General features: G+C 58.7%; 21 protein-coding genes and 1 tRNA gene. 15 read left to right on the forward strand and 7 right to left on the reverse strand.

Annotated features, from left to right (window positions below; genetic code table 11):
* Positions 1 to 16: 16 nt before the first annotated feature.
* Positions 17 to 92 (forward strand) — tRNA-Gly (locus tag HNR62_RS12960).
* 88 nt (positions 93 to 180) lie between these two features.
* Here HNR62_RS12960 and queG read toward each other — a convergent pair.
* Positions 181 to 1,314 (reverse strand): tRNA epoxyqueuosine(34) reductase QueG, encoded by a 1,134-nt coding sequence (gene queG / locus HNR62_RS12965; protein WP_204796511.1) that lies wholly within the window; start codon positions 1,312 to 1,314, stop codon positions 181 to 183.
* On the opposite strand from queG, the gene HNR62_RS12970 reads away from it, so the two are divergent.
* From HNR62_RS12970 to HNR62_RS13015, 10 genes are all read left to right on the forward strand, one after another.
* Positions 1,313 to 2,860 (forward strand): NAD(P)H-hydrate dehydratase, encoded by a 1,548-nt coding sequence (locus HNR62_RS12970; protein WP_204796512.1) that lies wholly within the window; start codon positions 1,313 to 1,315, stop codon positions 2,858 to 2,860. The genes queG and HNR62_RS12970 overlap by 2 nt on opposite strands.
* Entirely contained in the window at positions 2,823 to 3,290 is a 468-nt protein-coding gene (gene tsaE / locus HNR62_RS12975) for a tRNA (adenosine(37)-N6)-threonylcarbamoyltransferase complex ATPase subunit type 1 TsaE (RefSeq protein ID WP_204796513.1), read from the forward strand. The genes HNR62_RS12970 and tsaE overlap by 38 nt, the downstream gene beginning before the upstream one ends.
* Positions 3,287 to 4,600, forward strand: coding sequence for an N-acetylmuramoyl-L-alanine amidase (locus HNR62_RS12980; protein ID WP_204796514.1), 1,314 nt, complete (start codon positions 3,287 to 3,289; stop codon positions 4,598 to 4,600). The genes tsaE and HNR62_RS12980 overlap by 4 nt, the downstream gene beginning before the upstream one ends.
* Position 4,601: 1 nt before the next feature.
* The gene (gene mutL / locus HNR62_RS12985) at positions 4,602 to 6,470 is read left to right on the forward strand and encodes a DNA mismatch repair endonuclease MutL (RefSeq protein WP_204796515.1); all 1,869 of its coding nucleotides are present in this window, start codon (positions 4,602 to 4,604) and stop codon (positions 6,468 to 6,470) included.
* Positions 6,460 to 7,404 (forward strand): tRNA (adenosine(37)-N6)-dimethylallyltransferase MiaA, encoded by a 945-nt coding sequence (gene miaA, locus HNR62_RS12990; RefSeq protein ID WP_204796516.1) that lies wholly within the window; start codon positions 6,460 to 6,462, stop codon positions 7,402 to 7,404. The genes mutL and miaA overlap by 11 nt, the downstream gene beginning before the upstream one ends.
* Before the next feature lie 35 nt (positions 7,405 to 7,439).
* Positions 7,440 to 7,706 (forward strand): RNA chaperone Hfq, encoded by a 267-nt coding sequence (gene hfq / locus HNR62_RS12995; RefSeq protein WP_204796517.1) that lies wholly within the window; start codon positions 7,440 to 7,442, stop codon positions 7,704 to 7,706.
* A gap of 75 nt (positions 7,707 to 7,781) precedes the next feature.
* Positions 7,782 to 9,068, forward strand: a complete 1,287-nt coding sequence (hflX, locus tag HNR62_RS13000; protein WP_204796518.1) for a ribosome rescue GTPase HflX — start codon at positions 7,782 to 7,784, stop codon at positions 9,066 to 9,068.
* Positions 9,069 to 9,114: 46 nt separating this feature from the next.
* Positions 9,115 to 10,284: an FtsH protease activity modulator HflK gene (gene hflK, locus HNR62_RS13005; RefSeq protein WP_204796519.1), complete on the forward strand. Its 1,170-nt coding sequence runs from the start codon at positions 9,115 to 9,117 to the stop codon at positions 10,282 to 10,284.
* Positions 10,285 to 10,287: 3 nt separating this feature from the next.
* Positions 10,288 to 11,178 (forward strand): protease modulator HflC, encoded by an 891-nt coding sequence (gene hflC / locus HNR62_RS13010; RefSeq protein WP_204796520.1) that lies wholly within the window; start codon positions 10,288 to 10,290, stop codon positions 11,176 to 11,178.
* 132 nt (positions 11,179 to 11,310) lie between these two features.
* The gene (locus HNR62_RS13015) at positions 11,311 to 12,627 is read left to right on the forward strand and encodes an adenylosuccinate synthase (protein WP_204796521.1); all 1,317 of its coding nucleotides are present in this window, start codon (positions 11,311 to 11,313) and stop codon (positions 12,625 to 12,627) included.
* 247 nt (positions 12,628 to 12,874) lie between these two features.
* On the opposite strand, the gene ispB is transcribed toward HNR62_RS13015, so the two are convergent.
* Entirely contained in the window at positions 12,875 to 13,849 is a 975-nt protein-coding gene (gene ispB, locus HNR62_RS13020) for an octaprenyl diphosphate synthase (RefSeq protein WP_204796522.1), read from the reverse strand.
* A gap of 234 nt (positions 13,850 to 14,083) precedes the next feature.
* On the opposite strand from ispB, the gene rplU reads away from it, so the two are divergent.
* The 4 genes from rplU to folA all read left to right on the forward strand — a co-directional run bounded on the left by rplU (position 14,084) and on the right by folA (position 16,446).
* The gene (gene rplU, locus HNR62_RS13025) at positions 14,084 to 14,395 is read left to right on the forward strand and encodes a 50S ribosomal protein L21 (RefSeq protein ID WP_188630616.1); all 312 of its coding nucleotides are present in this window, start codon (positions 14,084 to 14,086) and stop codon (positions 14,393 to 14,395) included.
* A 17-nt stretch (positions 14,396 to 14,412) separates the two neighbouring features.
* On the forward strand, positions 14,413 to 14,670 hold the full coding sequence (gene rpmA, locus HNR62_RS13030; RefSeq protein WP_104487426.1) for a 50S ribosomal protein L27: 258 nt from the start codon (positions 14,413 to 14,415) through the stop codon (positions 14,668 to 14,670).
* 120 nt (positions 14,671 to 14,790) lie between these two features.
* Complete coding sequence (gene cgtA, locus HNR62_RS13035; protein WP_204796523.1) at positions 14,791 to 15,960, forward strand: Obg family GTPase CgtA; 1,170 nt, start codon at positions 14,791 to 14,793, stop codon at positions 15,958 to 15,960.
* A gap of 3 nt (positions 15,961 to 15,963) precedes the next feature.
* Positions 15,964 to 16,446 carry a type 3 dihydrofolate reductase gene (gene folA, locus HNR62_RS13040; protein ID WP_204796524.1) on the forward strand — a complete coding sequence of 161 codons (483 nt, stop codon included), beginning with the start codon at positions 15,964 to 15,966 and terminating at the stop codon, positions 16,444 to 16,446.
* A gap of 56 nt (positions 16,447 to 16,502) precedes the next feature.
* Here folA and HNR62_RS13045 read toward each other — a convergent pair whose 3' ends face one another.
* From HNR62_RS13045 to surA, 5 genes are read right to left on the reverse strand one after another with little or no spacing between them, the layout of a single operon-like run.
* Complete coding sequence (locus HNR62_RS13045; protein ID WP_204796525.1) at positions 16,503 to 17,318, reverse strand: symmetrical bis(5'-nucleosyl)-tetraphosphatase; 816 nt, start codon at positions 17,316 to 17,318, stop codon at positions 16,503 to 16,505.
* The gene (gene apaG / locus HNR62_RS13050) at positions 17,318 to 17,692 is read right to left on the reverse strand and encodes a Co2+/Mg2+ efflux protein ApaG (protein WP_204796526.1); all 375 of its coding nucleotides are present in this window, start codon (positions 17,690 to 17,692) and stop codon (positions 17,318 to 17,320) included. The genes HNR62_RS13045 and apaG overlap by 1 nt, the downstream gene beginning before the upstream one ends.
* Before the next feature lie 2 nt (positions 17,693 to 17,694).
* The gene (gene rsmA, locus HNR62_RS13055; protein ID WP_204796527.1) at positions 17,695 to 18,501 is read right to left on the reverse strand and encodes a 16S rRNA (adenine(1518)-N(6)/adenine(1519)-N(6))-dimethyltransferase RsmA; all 807 of its coding nucleotides are present in this window, start codon (positions 18,499 to 18,501) and stop codon (positions 17,695 to 17,697) included.
* On the reverse strand, positions 18,494 to 19,483 hold the full coding sequence (gene pdxA, locus HNR62_RS13060) for a 4-hydroxythreonine-4-phosphate dehydrogenase PdxA (protein WP_204796528.1): 990 nt from the start codon (positions 19,481 to 19,483) through the stop codon (positions 18,494 to 18,496). Before pdxA ends, rsmA begins: the two co-directional genes overlap by 8 nt.
* Positions 19,480 to 20,796: a peptidylprolyl isomerase SurA gene (gene surA, locus HNR62_RS13065; RefSeq protein ID WP_204796529.1), complete on the reverse strand. Its 1,317-nt coding sequence runs from the start codon at positions 20,794 to 20,796 to the stop codon at positions 19,480 to 19,482. The genes pdxA and surA overlap by 4 nt, the downstream gene beginning before the upstream one ends.
* Position 20,797: the final 1 nt, after the last annotated feature.

Raw genomic sequence — 20,797 nt, forward strand, 5'->3', positions numbered from 1 at the left:
TACTAAGAAAGTTATTGCGGGAATAGCTCAGCTGGTAGAGCACAACCTTGCCAAGGTTGGGGTCGCGAGTTCGAATCTCGTTTCCCGCTCCAAATACAAAAAAACCGACCATCAGGTCGGTTTTTTTGTATTTGTCTCTCCAGCAGATATTTGCCCGACGGCAAAATCAAGAACAGATCATCAGCGGGCGTGTTTGGGCATGCCCTTGTCCACCGCCCGGATCAGCCGTTCCGTCTTGCGGCCCACCTGCGCCAGTGCTGCCCGCTGTCGGTCCAGCGCCCAGTCGATATGCTCCCGTACCACCTCATCTACTGCTTCCTGTTCCCGTTTTTGCTCCAGGGCGTCGATAATGGCCGGGCTTGGCGGGGCATTGCCCAGCGCGATGGCGATATTGCGCAGCCAGCGCCGGTGGCCGATGCGTCGGATGGGACTGCCTTCGGTCTGCTTGAGGAAGTGGGCTTCGTTCCACTCGAACAGTGCCAGCAACTCGGGCGCATGCAGGTTGTCGCGGGCGGCAAAGTCCGGCTCCCGGCTGGCATCGGCGAAGCGATTCCAGGGACAGATCAGCTGGCAGTCGTCACAGCCGTAGATGCGATTACCCATCAGTGGACGAAGCTCTTCCGGTATGGGACCGTCCAGCTCTATGGTGAGATAGGAAATACAGCGGCGGGCATCCACCACATAGGGGGCGACGATGGCACCGGTGGGGCAGGCGGTGATGCAGGCCACGCATTTGCCGCAGCCTTCTTCCACCGGCTGATCGACGGGCAGGGGCAGGTTGACCAGTAATTCGCCGAGAAAGAAAAAGGAGCCCTGCTGACGGTTGAGCAGCAGCGAGTGCTTGCCGGTCCAGCCCAGGCCGGCCTTGGCTGCCAGCGGTCGTTCCAGCACCGGCGCCGAGTCGACGAAGGGGCGGGCAACCAGCTCGCTGGCCCGCAGTTCGATTTTATCGGCCAGTTTCTTCAAGCGCTGGCGCAGTACCTTGTGATAATCCCGCCCCAAGGCATAGCGGCTGATGTAGCCATGATCCGGGCTGCTCAGCACCCGAGCGATGGCGGCCTGCTCCGGCAGATAGTTCATGCGCACCGAGATGACTCTCAGGGTGCCGGGCAGCAGCTCGTGCGGGCGGGCTCGCATCATGCCGTGGCGGGCCATATAGTCCATTTCACCGTGATGGCCCTTGTCCAGCCAGTCGGCCAGCAGCGGCTCATGCTCGGCGAGATCGGTATCGGTAATACCGGCCTGGTCAAAGCCTAGCTCTGCTGCCCAGAGCTTGATATCGTGAGCCAAAGTCTCAAAGTCGGGAGCGGTCATGGGCATTATCGGTCTGGAAAAGCCTCACAGCTTAACACAGTCGCTGTGGACAGCGGAGCAGATCCGGGTCGGAGAGCGGCAGGCGGCAGCGTCCTGTGGTATGGCGATGTTCGAACTGATGACCCGGGCGGGGCTGGCGGTATTCGAACTGGCCCGGGCCCGCTGGCCCCACGCCCGGCACTGGTGGGTGTTTACCGGCGGCGGCAATAACGGCGGTGACGGCTATGTGGTGGCCCGGCTGGCTCGGGCGGCCGGTATTCGGGTGCAACTGGTGCAAATGGGTGACCCCGGGCGGCTGAGCGGTGATGCGGCCACCGCCCGGGATCATTACCGGGCCGATGGTGGTGCCATCGAAAGCCTGAATGCATTGCAGGGCACACCGGATCTGATCATCGATGCCTTGCTCGGTACCGGTCTCAGCGGGAACGTAAGGGAAAGCGCCCTGGGTCATATCCGGCAGATCAATCAAACGCAAGCCCCGGTATTGGCGGTGGATGTGCCCTCCGGACTCTGTGCCGATACCGGCCGCATACTGGGTGCGGCGGTCGAGGCCGGCGTGACCCTGTCTTTTGTCGGCTTGAAACCCGGTTTGCTGACCGGGCGCGGGCCCGATGTCACCGGCCAGGTACTGCTGGCGAGCCTGGGCATTCAGCCCCGCCTGCAACAGACACCGGTGGCCAGCCTGATGCAGTGGGAGCCGTTGCGCCGGCAATTGCCCCGGCGCCGACGCGGGGCCCACAAGGGGGAAGCGGGCCGCTTGTTGGTGGCCGGCGGTAATGCCGGCATGAACGGCGCCATTCGCCTGGCGGGTGAGGCGGCGCTGCGTTGTGCCACCGGCCTGGTGCGCCTGCTCAGCCATCCGGAACATGCACATCTGCTCAACCTGCAACGGCCCGAGCTGATGACGGCGGTTTTTCCGGAGTGTGACGACTGGCACTGGGGGGATGCCCTGGTGCTGGGGCCGGGGCTGGGGCGAGATGCCTGGGCCCGGGGCCTGTTTGAGGCGGCGTATGAGGCCGGGATTGCGGCAAAGCTGCCCATGGTGATTGATGCGGATGGGCTTTGGTGGCTTGCCCGTGGTCGAGACGAGTTGCCGTTAACCGATAACCGGGTGCTGACGCCCCATCCGGGTGAGGCGGCCATGCTGCTGGGCTGCAAGACGGCCGAGGTAGAGGCGGACAGGCTGGCGGCGGTGCGGGCCATTCAGCAACAATATGGTGGTGTGGTGGTATTGAAAGGTGCCGGCTCGCTGATCGCGGATGAGCAGCATGTCAGATTATGTCATTATGGCAATCCCGGCATGGCCTCGGGCGGGATGGGCGATGTGTTATCTGGTATAATCGGCGCCTTTATGGCCCAGGGACTGACGCCCATTCATGCTGCCTCGGTGGCGGTGTGTCTGCATGGCCTGGCCGGTGACAGAGCCGCCACCGATGGCGGTATGCTCGGGTTATTGGCATCGGATTTATTCTCTCCACTCAGAAGTCTTATCAATCAAGATGATGAACATGACAACAAACACTCTGACCCTGACGCTTGCCGATGAGCAAGAGACACTGGCGTTGGGCAAAAAACTGGCGCAATCCTGTAGCGAGGCGCTTATTATTTTTCTGCATGGTGAGCTGGGGGCGGGAAAAACCACCCTGAGCCGAGGGATTATTCAGGCCCTGGGACATGAAGGAAAGGTGAAAAGCCCGACCTATACTCTGGTCGAGCCCTATCAGGTGGGAGGCTGGCAGGTCTATCACTTCGACTTGTATCGTCTGGCCGACCCGGAAGAACTGGAATACATGGGTATTCGTGATTATTTTACCCCCGACAGCCTCTGTCTGGTGGAATGGCCACAACGTGGCCATGGCATGCTGCCGCCCGCGGATCTGGAAGTGACCTTGCGCTATCAGGGCATACAACGACAGGCATTACTGGAAGCCCGCACCCCGGCTGGCGTGGCGTTACTGGAGAAAATAAAAACGTGAAGGCGATACTGGCATTTTTCTGTTTCTGGTTCAGTGTATCGGCCTGGGCAAACCAGCTGGAAAGCATCCGTATCTGGCCGTCGCCGGAGAACACCCGCATCGTACTCGATATGGGGACGGCGCCAGCCTATAAATATTTTATGCTCAGCGGGCCTCATCGGCTGGTAGTGGATCTGAGCCAGACCCGGAACCGGGTCAAATTTGCGGCCATCAAGAATAATAGCGAGCTGATCACCAGGATTCGAAGCAGCAAACCCCCGGTGGCAAGCAGTTATCGTCTGGTCTTCGAGCTGAAGTCCGGGGTCAAGCCGGTGGTCTTTCCGCTGGCGCCGGCCGGTGACTACGGCCATCGACTGGTGATCGATCTGCCTTATGCCGATCAGAGCCGAGCCCCGCAGCCGATCGTGCGCAAGGCTGCTCCGGTCGGGCAGAGGGAAATCGTCATCGCCATCGATCCCGGCCATGGCGGCGAGGATCCGGGCGCCATAGGGCCGAAGAAAAACCGGGAAAAGCACATTACCCTCGCCATTTCCCGTCGGCTGGCCGACATCATCAACAAGGAGCCGGGCATGCGGGCGGTGCTGACCCGTACCGGAGATTATTACGTCAACCTCAACCGGCGCTCCGAGATTGCACGCAAGGCCAAGGCGGATATGCTGCTGTCCATTCACGCGGACAGCGTGGCCAACAGCGGCCCGCGTGGCGCCTCGGTCTGGGTGTTGTCGTCCAACCGGGCCAACCGGGAGATGGCCGGCTGGCTGGAAAAACAAGAGCGCCAGTCGGAACTGCTTGGTGGTGTGGGCGAGGTGATCTCCCAGACCGACGGCAATCCTTATCTGACCCGTACCTTCCTCGATTTGTCGATGGACAAGTCCCGGGCCGACAGTTACGCCATCAGCGAACATATTCTGTCCGCCATGGGCAAGGTGGTGAGATTGCACAAAAGCCAGCCGGAGCATGCCAGCCTGGCGGTACTCAAGTCGCCGGATATCCCCTCGCTGTTGATTGAGGCGGGCTTTATTTCCAACCCGGAAGAAGAGCGTCTGCTGCTCAGCGCATCACACCAGCAGAAGGTGGCTCAGGCGGTATTCAACGGGGTGAAATCCTATTATCGACAAAACCGGCCCCGTGGTTCCATGGTGGCCAGCCAGCCCTCCGGCTCCGCGCGTCAGCACAAGGTGCAAGCCGGCGAGAACCTGTCGCTGATCGGCCAGCGTTACGGTGTCAGTGTCAGCCGTCTGAAAGGGCACAACAGCCTGAAGTCCGATGTGGTTCGCATCGGCCAGGTGCTGGATATTCCCGGGAGCTGATATGCCAATCCAGATACTGCCGGCCAGGCTGGCCAACCAGATTGCTGCCGGTGAAGTGGTGGAAAGACCGGCTTCGGTGGTGAAAGAGCTGGTGGAGAACAGTCTGGATGCGGGGGCGACCCGTATCGAGGTGGATATCGAGAAGGGCGGTGCCAAACTGATCCGCATCCGCGACAACGGCTGTGGCATCGGCAAGAACGAGCTGACACTGGCCTTGTCGCGCCATGCCACTTCCAAGGTCAGTACCCTGGAAGATCTGGAACAAATCCTGAGCCTGGGTTTTCGCGGTGAGGCGCTGGCCTCGATAAGTTCGGTGTCGCGGCTGACGCTGACCTCCAGACCGGCAGAGCAAAGCGAGGCCTGGCAGGCGGTGGCGGAAGGGCGCGACATGGAGGTCAAGCTGCAGCCGGCGTCGCACCCTAGGGGCACCACCCTGGAAGCGAGCGATCTGTTTTTCAATACCCCGGCACGGCGCAAGTTCATGCGCACCGAAAAAACCGAGTTCGGCCATATCGATGAGGTGATCCGCCGCATCGCCCTGAGTCGCTTCGACGTCGATCTGGTGCTGCGTCACAACGGCAAGCAGGTGCGTCAATACCGGGCGGGACGGCTGCCGTCCCAGCAGGATAAACGACTGGCGGCCGTCTGTGGTCCGGCCTTCATGAACGCGGCGCTGAAGCTCGACAGCGAACACCATGGCCTGAGGCTATGGGGCTGGCTGGCGCCGCCGAGCGCGGCCCGGGCCCAGCCGGATGTGCAATATACCTATGTGAATGGCCGCATGATGAGAGACAAGCTGCTCAATCATGCGGTGCGGCAGGCCTATGGCGACCGCCTGCCCACCGAGGGTCATGCGGCCTTTGTGCTCTATCTGGAGCTGGATGCGCGAGAAGTGGACGTGAATGTGCATCCGGCCAAGCACGAGGTGCGTTTTCATCAGTCCCGGCTGGTGCATGATTTTATCTGTCAGGTGTTGCTGCAGGTGCTGGAGCGGCAACAGCTACAGCAACAGCCACCAGGGGTCAATACCGACACCGGCGAGGTGGAGGAACCGTTTGAGACAATGGCAGCGGGGCCCGACCGCACGGCCAGGCTCCGCGAGCCGGTCAGCTACCAGGCTCCCCGTCATGGCTACGGTGGCGGCCTCTCTGCGCGCGAGTCTCGGCCGGGTGCCATCAGCCGCGGTGAATGGCAGGGCATCGATGGCCTGCTAACCACAGTGACTGCCGAACAGAACAGGGCCGAGCTACAGACGGCATCAACACCCGCACCAACACCTTATGTGGCGCCATCGGCCCGGGATGCCGGCGTGCCGCCGGCAGAGCTTGTACAGGGGCAACCCCTGTTGTTGATCAAAGAGCAAGGCCTGGTGGTGCTGCATCGGCAGGGCCTCTGGCTCTGTGATCTCGACCGGGCCCGCGCCTACGCCGATGGCCAGGCCTTGTTCGAGGTCTGGCAGCAGGGGCTGACCCCACAGCCCCTGCTGCTGCCCATTCGCCTTGCCCTCGACTCCGAGCAGCAAACGGCAGTGGAACGGCATCAGGCACAGCTGCAAATGTTGGGACTGGAGTTGAAAACCGGTGCCGGCGGCACCATTATCCTGACCCGGGTGCCGCAACCGCTGCGCCATGCGGATCTGGCTCGTTTGTTTCCCGAATTGCTGATGCGGCTGGAGCGGGAGACGGACGCCGAGCCGGCGGCCCTGTGTCAGTGGCTGGCGGCCCAGGGCAGACCGAATCGGCAACGCTGGACCATGGCCGAGGCGATAGCCTTGTGGCAACAGTTGCAGCCGGACATGCCGGATGAACCGCCGTTTCTGCAGCCGGTGGCGATAGAGCAACAACTAGACAGGTGGATAAATGGGGACTGAACCCCTTGCAATATTTTTGATGGGGCCCACGGCCTCGGGCAAGACCGGCCTGGCGATGGAGCTGTGCCGGGAGCTGCCCTGCGAGCTGATCAGCGTCGACTCGGCGCTGGTATATCGGGGCATGGATATCGGCACTGCCAAGCCCACCGCCGACGAGCTGGCCGTCACCCCCCATCGGCTGATCGACTTGCTTGATCCCAAAGAGGCCTATTCGGCCGCCGATTTTCGGCGAGATGCCCTGGCGGCCATGGCTGAGATTTCGGCGGCCGGTCGCATTCCGCTGCTGGTCGGCGGCACCATGCTCTATTTCAAGGCCTTGCTGGAAGGGCTGTCGCCCTTGCCCAGTGCCGATGCCGCGGTAAGAGCTCAAATTGAATTTGAGGCCCGGCAACATGGCTGGAACAGGCTGCACGATCAGCTGGCCGAACTCGATCCGGTGGCGGCGGCACGCATTCATCCCAATGATCCCCAGCGGCTGTCCCGGGCGCTGGAAGTTTTTCGTCTTTCCGGTAAAACGCTCACAGAATTAACGCAGAGCAAGGGTGCTCCCTTGCCTTACAAAGTGTTACAGTTTGCGATTGCACCCGGCGAACGGGTTGAGCTGCATCGACGTATTGCCGAACGTTTTCGGCTGATGCTGTCTCGGGGCTTCGAACAGGAGGTTCGGGCGCTCCATGAGCGAGGTGATTTACATCCCGATCTGCCGTCTATTCGTTGTGTTGGCTATCGACAGATGTGGGATTACCTGAACGGGGTTGTCGGCTATGATGAAATGGTGGAACGCGGTATCGCCGCCACCCGCCAGTTGGCCAAACGGCAGCTGACCTGGCTCAGGGGATGGCCGGATCTGCAATGGCTGGATACCGATAATAAAGCGGTCTGTCATGACCTGGTTGCACAGATCAGGCAGGCCCAACACGAAAGACAACAATAACAATTTTCATAATGACAAAAGATAAGGACAAGAAGATGGCTAAGGGACAATCTTTGCAGGATCCGTTTCTGAATGCGCTGCGACGAGAGCGGGTCCCGGTCTCTATTTATCTGGTGAATGGCATCAAGCTGCAGGGACAGGTGGAGTCATTCGACCAATTCGTTATTCTGCTTAAAAATACCGTCAGTCAGATGGTGTACAAGCATGCCATTTCGACCGTGGTACCCGCCCGGCCTGTACATTTGGTGACGCCGCCCACCGGTGGCACCGAACCCGCCGAACCGGAACAGGACCAGGATTGAGCTTGATTCATTATTTCTTGCTGCCCTGTTGCAGCCTCTTGCCGCGCGCATGTTCCGAAAGACGGAGGACGCACCTTGTTTGAGCGTTATCAAGGTGGCGAGTCCGCCATTCTGGTGCATGTCAATTTTGCCGATGACAGTGAACGGGAAGATCTTGAAGAGCTGGAACTACTGACCGACTCCGCCGGCGTCACGACCTGCGCGGTACTGACGGGTAGCCGGGGTTCGCCCCAGCCCAAATTCTTTATCGGCACCGGCAAGGTGGACGAGCTGGCGGCACTGGTGCAGATGCATCGGGCCGATGTGGTGATCTTCAATCACAGTCTGAGCCCGGCCCAGGAACGTAACCTGGAGCGGGAAGTGAAATGTCGGGTGCTGGACCGTACCGGCCTTATTCTGGATATTTTCGCCCAGCGGGCCCGTACCCACGAAGGCAAGCTGCAGGTCGAGCTGGCCCAGTTGCGCCACCTGTCGACCCGTCTGGTCAGGGGTTGGACCCACCTGGAGCGACAAAAAGGCGGTATCGGCCTGCGTGGCCCCGGTGAAACCCAGCTGGAAACCGATCGTCGCTTGCTGCGTGAACGCATCAAATCTATTCAAAAACGACTGGAAAAAGTGTCCCGCCAGCGTGAACAGGGACGGCGTGCGCGCAAGCGTAACGAGCTCCCGACCCTGTCGCTGGTGGGTTATACCAACGCCGGCAAGTCGACCTTGTTCAATCGAATGACTCAGGCCGGGGTCTATGCGGCGGATCAGCTGTTTGCCACCCTGGATCCGACCCTGCGCAAGGTTGAATTACCCGATGCCGGCCCGGCGATCCTGGCCGATACCGTCGGCTTCATCCGCCATCTGCCCCATGATCTGATCGCCGCCTTCAAGGCCACCTTGCAGGAAACCCGCGATGCGGATCTCTTGCTGCATGTGGTGGACTGCGCGGATGAGCAGATGCGCGAGAACATCGACGAAGTCAATTCGGTGCTCGAACAGATTGATGCTGACGAAGTACCCGTGCTGATGGTGTTCAACAAGATAGACAAGCTGGAGCAGCCCAGCAGCCGGGTCGAGCTGGATGAAGAGGGAAAGCCCAGAGCCGTCTGGCTGTCGGCGCAGGAAGCGGTGGGCATCGAGGGGCTGCTGGACGCCCTGAACCAATTGCTGTCCGGGGTGCTGGTGGAACATCGCCTGACGCTGCCGGCAGCGGCATCCAGGCTGCGTAGTCGACTCTATGCCATGAACGGTGTGGTGACTGAATCGTTCGGAGAGCAGGGAGAGTTTGTGGTTGATATCCGGTTACAGCAGGCCGATTGGCAACGGCTGCTCAAACAGGAAGGTGAACAGCTAGCGCGCTTTATAAGCGATTGATTGCTTGGTAAAGTTACTTTTATAAACCAGAAAGACGGAGAGACAAATGGCTTGGAATGAGCCTGGAAATGGTGGCAAAGACCGTGATCCCTGGGGAAATAACGGCAAGCAACAAGGTGGTCCGCCAGATCTGGATCAGGTTATTCGTAACCTGAGTAGTAAATTAGGGGGCTTGCTGGGCCGTCGTGGTACCGGCTCCGGTGGTGGTGGCGTTGGCACCTTCGGCATTGTGGTGGCTCTGGTGATTGCCCTGGTTGTCTGGGTGGTCAGCGGTTTCTATACCATAGGTGAAGCCCAGCGCGGCGTGGTGCTGCGTTTCGGGAACTACTATCAGACCGTAGAGCCGGGCTTGAGCTGGAAGGCCACCTTTATCGATCGGGTCTTTCCGGTGGATGTGGAAACCGTACGCTCTCAGCCGGCATCCGGTTTTATGCTGACCCGGGATGAAAACCTGGTTCGCGTCGAAATGGATGTCCAGTATCGAGTGCTCGAACCTCGTGATTACCTGTTCAACGTGACCAACGCGGACGACAGTCTGCATCAGGCGCTCGACAGTGCCCTGCGTTTTGTGGTGGGTCACAGCACCATGGACGATGTACTGACCGTGGGTCGTGAGCGTGTTCGTCAGGAAACCCGCGAGCTGCTTGAGCAGATTATCGAACCGTATCAGCTGGGTCTGGCGGTACTGGATCTCAACTTCCTGCCGGCACGTCCGCCGGAAGAAGTGAAAGACGCCTTCGATGATGCAATTGCCGCACAGGAAGACGAACAGCGCTTTATCCGCGAAGCCGAAGCCTACGCCCGAGAAATCGAGCCCAAGGCCCGAGGTCAGGTACAGCGTCTGTTGCAGGAAGCCGAGGCCTATAAAGAGCAGATTGCGCTGCGCGCCGAAGGTGAGGTGGCTCGTTTCCGCGAGCTGTTGCCCCAGTATCAGGAGCAACCCAAGCTGACCCGCGACCGTATTTATCTGGAAACCATGGAAGAGATTTACAGCAAGGTCAACAAGGTGATTGTGGATACGCCGGAAGGCAACAACAGCCTGCTTTATCTGCCGCTGGACAAGCTGGCCGAGCAGAATGCCAACCGTGCCACCCGGGTCGATCCCAATATCATCACTTCCGATTATCTGAACGGTAATGTGCCTGTCAGTCAGGACAGTGGGCAACTCAGAACCGGTTCCGATAGAAGTTCCATTCGTCCGACAGGGAGAAACTAAGCGATGAAAAGAGTATTAATCGTGGTTCTTGCCCTGGTTGCCATCGTGCTCTACTCCTCGGTATTTGTGGTGGTAGAAGGCGAGCGGGGCATAGTACTGCAGTTCGGCAAGGTGAAGCGGGAGCAGGGCTCGGACTTGCCTACCGTCTATGAGCCGGGTCTGCACTTCAAGGTGCCGATGATCGATCAGGTACGCAAGCTGGATGCGCGTATTCAGACACTGGACGATCAGGTGGATCGTTTCGTGACCTCGGAGAAGAAAGACCTGATCATCGACTCCTACGTCAAGTGGCGCATCGACAACTTCGCCAATTTCTATCTGGCGACCGGTGGCGGTAATCGCCTGCAGGCCGAAAGCCTGCTGCGCCGGCGGATCAACAACAGCCTGCGTTCCGAAATCGGTAGCAGAACCATTCGCGACATCGTGTCCGGTGAGCGGGGCGACGTGATGGAAAGCGCCTTGCGGGGCCTGCTGGAGTCGTCCTCTGAACTGGGGATCAAGGTGGTGGACGTGCGGATCAAGCAGATTAACCTGCCGACCGAAGTGTCCAATTCCATCTACCAGCGCATGAGAGCCGAGCGTACTGCCGTGGCCCGTGAACACAGATCCCAGGGGCGTGAACAGGCGGAGATCATCAAGGCCGAAGCCGACCGCCGGGTGACGGTGATGATCGCCGAAGCCCAGCGTAACTCGCGTACCCTGCGGGGTCAGGGGGATGCCTCTGCGGCGAAGATCTACTCGGATGCCTACTCGGCGGATCCGGAATTTTTCAGCTTTATCCGCAGCCTCGAAGCCTATCGCAAGAGCTTCGAGCAGGGGGGCGACATGATGATCCTCAAGCCGGAGGGCGATTTCTTCCGTTACCTCAAGGATCCTTCGGGACAATCTCAGTAAAATCAAAAGCCCGGGCAACCGGGCTTTTTTCTGCCTGACATATTCCTCCAAAGCCGGGTTTATCATGTTCCGACCTTGGTCAAAATTTGATAGACTCCATTTTTAATAACTTAACAGTTAGTGAAAGGAAAAATGGGACAAAACGTTGTTGTACTTGGCACCCAGTGGGGTGACGAAGGCAAGGGTAAGGTCGTAGACCTCCTTACTGACAAGGCCCGTTATGTGGTGCGCTATCAAGGCGGACACAATGCCGGTCATACTCTGGTCATCGACGGTAAAAAAACCGTTCTCCATCTTATTCCATCAGGTATTCTGCGCGATAACTGTACCTGCATCATTGCCAATGGTGTGGTGTTGTCGCCGGAAGCCTTACTGAAAGAAATGGCCGGTCTGGAAGCCAGCGGTGTACCGGTGCGCGAGCGCCTGGTGCTGAGCGAAGCGTGCCCGTTGATCCTTCAGTATCATGTTGCCATGGATGTGGCCCGGGAAGAAGCCCGTGGCGCCAAAGCGATTGGCACCACGGGTCGCGGTATCGGCCCGGCCTATGAAGACAAGGTCGCCCGTCGTGGTCTGCGCGTCGGTGATTTGTCCAACATGGACACCTTTGCCGTCAAGCTGAAAGAAGTGGTTGAATACTACAATTTCCAGCTCACCGGTTTTTATGGTGTTGAAGCCGTCTCCTATGAAGCAGTGCTGGAGCAGGCCAAAGGTTATGCCGAGCTGCTGACCAGCATGGTGGTGGATGTGACCGACGTGCTGGACAAGGCACGCATCCAGGGTGACAAGATCATGTTCGAAGGTGCCCAGGGCACCCTGCTGGACATCGATCACGGCACCTATCCTTATGTGACCTCGTCCAACACCACCGCCGGTGGCGTGGCGACCGGCTCCGGTTTCGGTCCTTGCTATCTGGATTATGTATTGGGCATTATCAAAGCCTACACCACGCGCGTTGGTTCCGGTCCTTTCCCTACCGAACTTTACGACGGTAAAGAGAAGCTAGATGCAGACGGTAAACACCTGGGTACTGTGGGCCATGAGTTTGGTGCTACTACCGGCCGTTTACGCCGTACCGGTTGGTTAGACCTGGTTGCCATCAAGCGCGCCATTCAGGTGAACTCCATTTCCGGTTTCTGTCTGACCAAGCTGGATGTACTGGACGGTCTTGAAGAAATCAAGATTTGTGTAGGCTATCAAATGCCCGACGGTACAGTGAAGGATGTGCCACCGATGGCCGCCGAAGATTATGAAACTGTGACGCCGGTCTACGAGACCATGCCAGGCTGGAGTGAGACGACAGTTGGTGTTGTTACCGTTGAAGGCCTGCCCCAGGCCGCCCGTAACTATATCAAGCGTATTGAAGACCTGACCGGCGTACCGATAGATATCATTTCTACCGGCCCCGACCGCGACGAGACCATGATTCTGCGTCATCCCTTCGACGCCTGATCGTAAAGCTCAGCGCTTATTAAAAACGCCAGCCTCAAGGGGCTGGCGTTTTTATTATCTGTTCACGAATGTAGTAGCTGCTTCAGCTGCTAAAACCTGCAACGCAGGTTCTGATGCACTAAACCATCCCGAGTCGCCGAATAAAGGTGATAATACGACGACATATGAGATATCGCTGAGCGATATTGCACAGCTGAAGCAGTGCCTGCATCCGTGCAATATGGCGCAACAGCGCTGTGTTCATTTCTTATCTGCTGCGTTCTACCGCCATATGGGCCAGGGCGACCAGTGCCGACTTGTGCTCCGAGTCGGGCAGTATCTTCAGGCTGTCGATGGCTTTTTGGGCCTCATCCTGGGCCCGCTGCTGGCAGTATTCCAGGGCCCGGGTCTCGGCCAGGATGCCCATGATCTCGTCGAGATGATCCATGCCGGTCCGGTTGGCGATGGCGTCACGGATGCGCTCCCGCTGGGCATCATTACCCACGGCCATGGCGTGCAGCAGCGGCAGCGTCGGTTTGCCTTCGGCCAGATCGTCACCCACGTTCTTGCCCATGTCGTGGCTATCCGAGCTGTAGTCCATGATGTCGTCCACCAGCTGGAAGGCGGTGCCCAGGTACTTGCCGTAGTCGAGCATGGCCTGCTCGATGTCGGGCGGCTGATGGGTGAGCACGGCAGCCAGACGGGTAGCTGCCTCGAACAGCTTGGCGGTTTTGCAGTAGATCACCTGCATATAGCTGTCTTCGGTGGTGTCCGGATCGTTGCAGTTCATCAACTGCAGCACTTCGCCTTCGGCGATGATATTGGTGGCGTCGCCCAGGATATTCATGATTTTCATGTTATCCAGCTCGGTCATCATCTGAAAGGCGCGGGTATAGAGAAAGTCACCGACCAGAACACTGGCGGCATTGCCAAACAGTGCATTGGCAGTGTCCCGGCCCCGGCGCAGATCCGACTCGTCCACCACATCGTCATGCAGCAGGGTGGCGGTATGAATAAATTCGATGATGCCCGCGAGGGTAATGTGGGCCTCGCCTTCGTAGCCGAGGGCGCGGGCCGCCAGCACGGTCAGCTGGGGGCGCATGCGCTTGCCGCCGGCACCGACGATATAGAAGCCAAGCTGGTTGATCAGGGTCACATCCGATTGCAGTCGTGACAGGATCAGGGTGTTGACCGATTGCATATCCAGCTCGGTCAATTGTTTTATCTTATTGATATCTACCATAAAGTTATAAGCTGAACGATGCAGTCTAAAGTCATTGATGTTGGGATTTTACACTATTCTTCAACGGGATAAAGCCGCCCGGCCGAGCTTTGGGTTTAAAGTCGGCGCGACCGATTTTTTTATGGTTGCGGTCTTGTCTCGACATATCAATCTGCGTACAATACGCGACCATTGTAGAACAGTTTTAGTGCACGGCCCGAAGAGGGTAAAAGTGCCAGAATCGGAGTTATAATCATGTACGCGGTAATCCAAAGCGGCGGAAAACAGCACCGAGTAGCCGAAGGGCAGGTGATACGTCTGGAAAAGCTGGACGTAGAAACAGGCGCTTCTGTCGAATTCGACAAGGTGCTGATGGTTGCTCAAGGTGAAGATGTTAAAGTTGGTGTTCCTTACATCGACGGTAGCAAAGTGGTTGCAGAAGTCGTAGCTCACGGTCGTGGCAAGAAAGTCAAGATCGTCAAGTTCCGTCGTCGTAAGCACTCTCGCAAACAGCAGGGTCATCGTCAGTGGTTCACTGAAGTCAAGATCACTGGTATCAGCGCCTAAGAGGGGAGTTAAGTTCCATGGCACATAAAAAAGCAGGCGGCTCAACTCGTAACGGTCGCGATTCAGAAAGCAAACGTCTTGGTGTTAAGCGTTTTGGCGGTGAGAATGTCCTGGCGGGCAACATCATCGTTCGTCAGCGTGGCACCAAGTTCCATGCCGGCGACAACGTAGGCCTGGGCAAAGATCATACTCTGTTCGCCAAAGCCGACGGCAAGGTGAAGTTTGAGATTAAAGGTCCCAAGAACCGCAAGTTCGTTAGTATTGTAGCTGAGTAAGCTGCAAGCCGGACTTAAAAAAAGCCCCGCCAACCGGCGGGGCTTTTTGTTTTACAAGAAAGCACATTCGGCTTCGAACCGGATAAACTGGGCTCAGAAAGCGAATGGGAGAGCAATACAATGAAATTTGTTGATGAAGCGGAAATCCGGGTTGAAGCCGGTGATGGTGGTAATGGCTGCGTTAGCTTCCGTCGAGAGAAATATATACCCAATGGCGGACCGGACGGCGGCGATGGCGGCGATGGCGGCGATCTTTATATGCTGGCCGACGAGAACCTCAATACCCTGATCGACTACCATTTCGAGCGTTTTCACCGTGCCGAACGGGGTGAGAATGGTCGCAGCAGCAACTGTACCGGCAAGCGAGGTCAGGATCTGGTGCTGAAGGTGCCGGTGGGTACCCGTGCCAAGGATGAAATGACCGGTGAAATCCTGGGCGATATGACCCGCCACGGCCAGAAACTGCTGGTGGCCAAGGGCGGCTTTCATGGCCTGGGCAACGCGCGTTTCAAAAGCTCGGTGAACCGGGCGCCACGGCAGAAGACCAACGGTACGCCGGGCGAAATACGCAATCTGCTGCTGGAGCTGCTGTTGCTGGCCGATGTGGGCCTGCTTGGCCTGCCCAATGCCGGCAAGTCGACCTTTATCCGCGCCGTCTCTGCCGCCAAGCCCAAGGTGGCTGATTATCCCTTTACCACCCTGGTGCCCAATCTGGGCGTGGTGCGTTGCGATGGTCACAAGAGCTTTGTGGTTGCCGATATTCCCGGCTTGATCGAAGGCGCGGCCGATGGTGCCGGTCTGGGGATCCGTTTCCTCAAGCACCTGGAGCGTTGTCGGGTGCTGCTGCACATGATTGATGTGTTGCCGGTTGATGAGTCCGATCCGGCAGACAATGCGGACATCATCGTCAATGAACTGATTCAGTACAGCGATGCCCTGGCCGCCAAACCGCGCTGGCTGGTATTCAACAAGCTGGATCTGGTGCTGGAAGATGAAGCCGAAGCCACCATACAGAAAGTCATCGAGCTGCTGGACTGGAAGGGCCCCGTGTTCCGCATCAGTGCCATCGGTAAAGAAGGCACCAGGGAGCTGACCCAGGCGCTGATGAGCTTCCTGGATGAGAATCCGCGTACTCAGAAAGAGCTGGAAGATGCGCGTGAGCCGGTCAACTTCAAATGGGATGAGTATCATCAGGCCACGCTGACCGAAAACAGTGAACCGGCTGACGATGAAGATGATGACTGGGACGATGAAGACGACGACGGTCATGTTGTCTATACCCGGGAATAAGGCATGATGGTGTCGCTGATTGTGGCGATGACCCGGGAGCGGGTTATCGGTAAAGATAACCTGATGCCCTGGCATCTGCCGGCGGATCTGGCTTATTTCAAGCAAACGACACTGGGCAAGCCGGTGGTGATGGGACGTAACACCTTCGACTCCATCGGCAAGCCACTGCCCGGGCGGCGCAATGTCATCGTCAGTACACGCCTGGGCGAGGCGCCGGCGGGGACCGAACTGGTTGCTTCTCCGGATGAGGCGCTGGCGTTGCTGAAGGATGAAGCCGAGGTGATGATCATCGGTGGGGGCCAGCTCTATGCGGCCTTTATGCCGTTGGCACATCGGCTGTATCTGACCCGTATTGAAGCCAGCCTGGAAGGGGATACCCATTTTCCTCTGGTTGAATCAGACTGGCGGCTGGTATCGGAGCAGTTACGTCCGGCAGATGAGCGCAATCGATACGATTGCCGGTTTCAGAGGCTGGAGCGAGTGTGAGAGTGTAAAAAGCCCGGCGATGAGCCGGGCTTTTTTATACCTCAGCCCTCAGGGTCTCAGGCGTAAACCGGGCAGGGAGTGGCGATGCGCTCTTTGCTTTCCCAGTGCAGCATGGTCAGGCTTCCTCCCCAGACACAGCCGGTATCCAGAGCATGGATGCCTGCTGTGTCGCATCTGCCTTCCAATGCCGCCCAGTGACCGAAGATCAGTGGCGGATCCCGGTGATCCTGGCGTAAGGTGAACCAGGGTACCAGTTCCGCAGGCGTATCGGCCAGGGCGGTCTTGTGCTCGAAGTCGAGACGGCCATCCGGGTGGCACAGTCGCATGCGGGTAAAGGCATTGATGGTATAGCGCAACTGTTCCACGTCCGATAGCCCCGGCTGCCAGCAATCCGGCTGGTTGCCGTACATTTGTTGCAGCCGCTCGTGATAATGGGACGACTGCAGCTCGGCTTCGGCTATGCGCGCCGAGGTGCGAGCCTGTTCCAGACTCCACTGGGGGGGGATGCCCGCATGACTGATGGCAAAGCCATGTTGTTCGTGCTCGACCAGCAGCGGCCTATGGCGTAGCCAGTACAGCAAATCGGCCCGGTCTGCCGCCTGTAATATCTCGTCGATCTTGTCGGCGGCCTTGGGCTTACGGATGCCGTGGGCCACCGCCAGCAGATGCAGATCGTGATTGCCCAGCACAGTGGTGGCGGCATCGCCGAGGGCCATGACCCGACGCAGGCAGCCCAGAGAGTCCGGCCCGCGCGCGACCAGATCGCCGGTGAGCCAGAGCCGGTCGCGAGAGGGATTGAAGGCCACTTCGGCCAGCAGTTGATTCAGCTCTGTCAGGCACCCCTGCAGATCGCCAATCAGGTAGGTGGCCATCAGTTGATCAGGTTGGGCAGGGCGAGCCGAAAGGCATCGATCGGCGCCTGGAACTCGCGACCGTCTTCCCGGGTCATGGTATAGCTGCCTTCCATGACGCCCACCGGGGTTTCCAGGCTGACGCCACTGGTGTAGGTATATTCTTCCCCCGGTGCGATATTCGGTTGCTCACCCACCACGCCGCTGCCTTCCACTTCGATCATCTTGCCGTTGGCATCGGTGATCAGCCAGCGACGGCTGAGCAGTCTGACTCTTTCATCACCTCTGTTACGAATGGTAATGGTATAGGCAAACACATAATGCTGCTCGTCGGGAGCGGAACGGTCGGCCAGATAGCGGGGTTGCGTGGTAATATGAATCGCGCCGGGGGTCATGGTTATTCCTTGCGTTGGGCCAGGGCGTTGGCCAGGGTCACGTACTGCATCAGGGTCAGCTGTTCGGGCCGTGCGGTCGGATCCAGTCCCAGTGCGGTGAGCTGATCGAGGTTGAACAGATGACTCAGGCTGTTGCGAATGGTCTTGCGGCGCTGGCCGAAGGCATCGGCGGCCACGCGGGACAGACAGCCGATATCCAGTGCCGGATGGGGCGGCGTCTCGTAAGGCAGCAGCTTGACCACCGCCGAGTCCACCTTGGGGGCCGGCCGGAAGGCGTCGGGTCCCACTTCCAGTACCGGTACCACCTGGCAGTAATACTGGGCCATGACGCTCAGTCGACCATAGGCCTTGCTGCCGGGGCCGGCGGCCAGCCGGTTGACCACTTCTTTCTGCAGCATGAAATGCATGTCTTCGACCTGTGCGGCAAACTCGAACAGGTGAAACATCAGCTGGGTGGAGATGTTATAGGGCAGGTTACCGAAGATTTTCAGTTTCTTGCCCGGCTCCTGCAACTGAGTGAAGTCAAACTTCATGGCATCGGCCTGATGGATACTGAGCTTGTCCTTGAGGAAAGGATGTTCGGCCAGCCGGGCGGCCAGATCCCGATCCAGCTCCACCACGTTGAGGCGCTGGATGCGATCGCAGACAGGGCCGGTGAGGGCGCCGAGACCGGGGCCGATTTCGACCATGGTAAAATCATCGCTGGGATGAATAGCATTGACTATCTGGTCAATGATGTAGTCATCGTGCAGAAAATTCTGACCAAAACGTTTACGGGCCTTGTGGCCCTGGTGAACCTTACTATTCATCGCGTTTTTCTATCATTTCAATGGCTTGATTAAGCGCGCACAGCATGCTGCCCGCATCGATTTTATTGGTTCCGGCCAGTTCCAGCGCGGTGCCGTGATCCACTGAGGTGCGGATAAAGGGCAGGCCCAGGGTGATGTTGACCGCCTGGCCGAAGCCGATATATTTCAGTACCGGTAACCCCTGGTCATGGTACATGGCCAGGAAGGCATCCGCGTCCTGCATGTATTTTTGCTGGAATACCGTATCGGACGACAAGGGTCCCACCAGATCCATGCCCTCGGCTCTGAGCGTCTCCAGGGTGGGAATGATGATATCCAGCTCTTCCCGTCCCAGATGACCATCTTCGCCGGCGTGGGGGTTAAGCCCACAGACGTAGATGCGCGGACTGGGCAGGGCAAACTTTTCCTTCAGCTCGGCGTGCAGAATACGAATGATTTTGCTGAGCCGCTCTTCGGTAATGGCCTTGGCCACATAGGCCAGCGGAATGTGAGTGGTCACCTGAGCCACGCGCAGTCCGGGCGTGGCCAGCAACATCACCACATCCGGCACATTGGCCTGCTGGGCAAAAAATTCGGTATGGCCGCTGAACGAGACCCCGGCCTTGTTGATGATACCCTTGTGCACCGGGCCGGTGACCACGGCGGCAAACTCGCCGTTCATGTTGCCGTCAGAGGCGCGCTTCAGGGTTTCCAGTACATAGAGACCGTTGGCTTCGTCGAGCACACCGGGCGTGGCAGGCCTGGCCAGCTTGACCGGTGCTATGGTCAGGGTGCCTGCCCGTTGGGGACGAGGAGGCAGTTCGGGCCGGTAGGGTTGCAGGGTCAGTTGTTTGCCCAGGGCATCCGCCCGGCTCTGGATCAGCTCAGGATCGGCGATCACCACCAGTTCTGCCGGCCAGTCTTGCGCGGCGAGAGCCAGCATCAGCTCGGGGCCGATGCCGGCGGGCTCACCGGGCGTTATTGCGATACGTTGACAAATCACAGTTCACCGTTCGATAAATGGGTGTCGACAATACGGATATAGGCTTCATCCCTCAGCTCATCCAGCCAGGTCTGCACTTCTTCGGTAAAGCGACGGTTGAAAATCAGCTGATAGGCTCTTTGCTCGGTGGCCTGCTCGGTGGCATCCATCACACGCTTGTCCTCCAGCTGCACCAGGTGCCAGCCATGCTCGGAGCGAAACGGCTCACTGAGCTGACCCACTTCGAGCTGGTTGACGGTGTCACGAAAGCTGCTGACATACATTTCCGGGGCCGCCCAGCCCAGGTCACCGCCATTGATGGCCGAGCCAGGATCTTCGGAGAACTGCTCCGCCAGCTGGGCCATGCCGGCCTCACCGGCACGAATGGAACGGGCAAAGCCGGCCAGCCTGGCCTGGGCTTTCTCTTCACTCATGATGATGGAGGGCTTTAGCAGAATGTGACGGGCTCTGACTTCGACCGCCTGTACTGTGTTGGCCGTGCTGCCCTGGGTGTCAAAAACAGTGAAAATATGCAGGCCGGCACCGGAACGTATCGGGCCGATGATATCACCCTCGCGGTGATTCTTCACGGCTTCGCTGAACAGGGAGGGCATTTCGTTGATGCCGAGCATGCCCCAGTCACCGCCTTCCAGCGCCTTGGGACCGGCGCTGTGGGCAATGGCCAGCTTGCGGAAATCGGCACCCTGCTTCAGTTGCTTGAGCATGTCTTCCGCCTGGCGGCTTGCCTGACGCAGTTGCTCGGTGTCGGGGTTTATCGGCAGCGGCAACAGTATATTACCGACCCGGTAGCGGATCTGGCTCCGGCCCTGCTCCTTGATCATCTGCACCACCTGTTTGACTTCCTGATCGGAAATGTTGATGCGGCGACGCACCTGATTACGGGCCAGTTCGCTCAGCAGAATTTCGTTCCGCACCTGCTCGCGAAACTGGGCGTAGGTCAGGCCCTCGGCCTTGATGCCGGCACGCAATTGCTCGGGCGTCTTGCCTTCGCTGCGGGCGATGTTGGTAATGGCCTGCTCCAGCTGGGTATCTGTGATGCGCAATCCCAGGCGTTCGGCCAGTTGTAGCTGCAGGCTTTCGAGTATCAGCCGATCCAGCGCCTGCCGACGCAGTGGTTGTTCATTCGGCAGCGGTTGCCCGGCGGCGGCGGCACCGTGTTTTACCTGATTGACCAGGCCTGCAAGCTGGCTTTCCAGCACCACATCCTGGTTGACGACGGCAACGACTTTATCCAGCAACTCGGCTGCCTGGCCGGTGGCGGCCATCAGGCCCAGACCGGCGGCAATCAGCAGTTGTTTACATCTATTATTCATG

This window comes from Oceanisphaera litoralis (genome assembly GCF_016907015.1).
In the GTDB taxonomy this organism is placed as follows: domain Bacteria; phylum Pseudomonadota; class Gammaproteobacteria; order Enterobacterales; family Aeromonadaceae; genus Oceanimonas; species Oceanimonas litoralis.

Bases quoted from the DNA above. Each gene is read 5' to 3' on its own strand.
- HNR62_RS12970 (WP_204796512.1), top strand. From the start codon at position 1,313: ATGGGCATTATCGGTCTGGAAAAGCCTCACAGCTTAACACAGTCGCTG.
- queG (WP_204796511.1), bottom strand. From the start codon at position 1,314: ATGACCGCTCCCGACTTTGAGACTTTGGCTCACGATATCAAGCTCTGG.
- tsaE (WP_204796513.1), top strand. From the start codon at position 2,823: ATGACAACAAACACTCTGACCCTGACGCTTGCCGATGAGCAAGAGACA.
- mutL (WP_204796515.1), top strand. From the start codon at position 4,602: ATGCCAATCCAGATACTGCCGGCCAGGCTGGCCAACCAGATTGCTGCC.
- miaA (WP_204796516.1), top strand. From the start codon at position 6,460: ATGGGGACTGAACCCCTTGCAATATTTTTGATGGGGCCCACGGCCTCG.
- hfq (WP_204796517.1), top strand. From the start codon at position 7,440: ATGGCTAAGGGACAATCTTTGCAGGATCCGTTTCTGAATGCGCTGCGA.
- hflK (WP_204796519.1), top strand. From the start codon at position 9,115: ATGGCTTGGAATGAGCCTGGAAATGGTGGCAAAGACCGTGATCCCTGG.
- hflC (WP_204796520.1), top strand. From the start codon at position 10,288: ATGAAAAGAGTATTAATCGTGGTTCTTGCCCTGGTTGCCATCGTGCTC.
- HNR62_RS13015 (WP_204796521.1), top strand. From the start codon at position 11,311: ATGGGACAAAACGTTGTTGTACTTGGCACCCAGTGGGGTGACGAAGGC.
- ispB (WP_204796522.1), bottom strand. From the start codon at position 13,849: ATGGTAGATATCAATAAGATAAAACAATTGACCGAGCTGGATATGCAA.
- rplU (WP_188630616.1), top strand. From the start codon at position 14,084: ATGTACGCGGTAATCCAAAGCGGCGGAAAACAGCACCGAGTAGCCGAA.
- rpmA (WP_104487426.1), top strand. From the start codon at position 14,413: ATGGCACATAAAAAAGCAGGCGGCTCAACTCGTAACGGTCGCGATTCA.
- cgtA (WP_204796523.1), top strand. From the start codon at position 14,791: ATGAAATTTGTTGATGAAGCGGAAATCCGGGTTGAAGCCGGTGATGGT.
- folA (WP_204796524.1), top strand. From the start codon at position 15,964: ATGATGGTGTCGCTGATTGTGGCGATGACCCGGGAGCGGGTTATCGGT.
- HNR62_RS13045 (WP_204796525.1), bottom strand. From the start codon at position 17,318: ATGGCCACCTACCTGATTGGCGATCTGCAGGGGTGCCTGACAGAGCTG.
- apaG (WP_204796526.1), bottom strand. From the start codon at position 17,692: ATGACCCCCGGCGCGATTCATATTACCACGCAACCCCGCTATCTGGCC.
- rsmA (WP_204796527.1), bottom strand. From the start codon at position 18,501: ATGAATAGTAAGGTTCACCAGGGCCACAAGGCCCGTAAACGTTTTGGT.
- surA (WP_204796529.1), bottom strand. From the start codon at position 20,796: ATGAATAATAGATGTAAACAACTGCTGATTGCCGCCGGTCTGGGCCTG.